This is a genomic window from Ideonella sp. BN130291, assembly GCF_036231905.1.
Lineage (GTDB): Bacteria > Pseudomonadota > Gammaproteobacteria > Burkholderiales > Burkholderiaceae_C > CAMLIZ01.
On the sequence record NZ_JAZARE010000019.1, the window covers coordinates 1 to 1,289 of the forward strand.

Sequence of the window (1,289 nt, forward strand, 5' to 3'; positions counted from 1 at the left end):
TGTTCAGACCGGACACATGGGTAACGCCTGTGCGGGGACATGGGTAACGCTTTCGGGGGTGAAGCCCTCGGGAGGAAGCCATGCCCTGGCAGGAGAGAAGCACCATGGACGTGCGACGGGAATTCGTGGAACTGGCGCGCCAGGAAGGCGCCAACGTGCGCGAGCTGTGCCGGCGCTATCAGATCAGCCCGAAGACGGCCTACAAGTGGCTTGGGCGCTTTGCGCAGCAAGGCGAGCAAGCCACCGCCCTGGCTGACCGCAGCTGCCGTCCACTGAGCAGCCCGCTGCGCAGCAGCAGTGCCGTGGAGCAGGCGGTGGTGTGCTTGCGCCAGCAGCATCCGGGCTGGGGCGGCCGCAAGATCGCCAAGCGCCTGGCGGTGCTGCAGCAGGCACAGCTGGCCCCCAGCACCGTCACCGGCATCCTGCACCGCCATGGTCTGATCCACCCCGAGGCCAGCGAACAGGCCACGCCCTGGCAGCGCTTCGAGCACGAGCAGCCCAACCTGCTGTGGCAGATCGACTTCAAGGGCGACTTCCTGACCTTCGCGGGCAAGTGCTACCCCCTGACTCTCATCGACGACCACTCGCGCTTCAACCTGGCACTGACGGCGCTCGCGCGCGCCGGCACGCCGCAGGTGCAGCCGCTGCTGGAGCAGGTGATGCGCCGCTACGGAATGCCCCAGCGCATCAACTCCGACAACGGCCCTCCGTGGGGTGCACCCAGCGCGCACGACCATGGGCTCAGCGCGCTGGGGGTGTGGCTGATCCGCCTGGGCGTGCGCATCAGCCACAGCCGCGCCTACCACCCGCAGACCAACGGCAAGATCGAGCGCTTCCACCGCAGCTTGCAGCGTGAAGTGCTGCACGGCCGGGCGTACTGTGACCACGCCGAGGTACAGCGCGACTTCGATGCCTGGCGCATGGTCTACAACTGCGAGCGCCCCCATGAAGCGCTGGCCATGGCCACCCCCGCACTGCGCTACCGGCCCAGCGCGCTGGCGTTCCCTGATCGCCTGCCCGAGATCGCCTACCCGGATGGCGATACCGTGGTCACGGTCGGCTGGAACGGCATCTTCAAGTTCAAGGGCCGCCGTTGGCGCACCTCCTCGGCGCTGCACCAGTTGCCCATTGCCCTGCGCCCGGACATCCACACTGACGGGCTGTTCCACGGCTACTTCTGCCGCCAGCCGTTCATGACCCTGGACTTGCGCCAAGACCGCCTACAGACTTAAGCCCAAGGTGTTACCCATGTCCCCGCACACCTGTTACCCATGTGTCCGGTCTAAACA

General features: G+C 67.0%; 1 protein-coding gene. It reads left to right on the forward strand.

The window, feature by feature from the left end:
* Positions 1 to 80: 80 nt before the first annotated feature.
* Positions 81 to 1,232, forward strand: coding sequence for an IS481 family transposase (locus tag VPH43_RS24605; protein WP_328580421.1), 1,152 nt, complete (start codon positions 81 to 83; stop codon positions 1,230 to 1,232).
* Positions 1,233 to 1,289 lie beyond the last annotated feature (57 nt).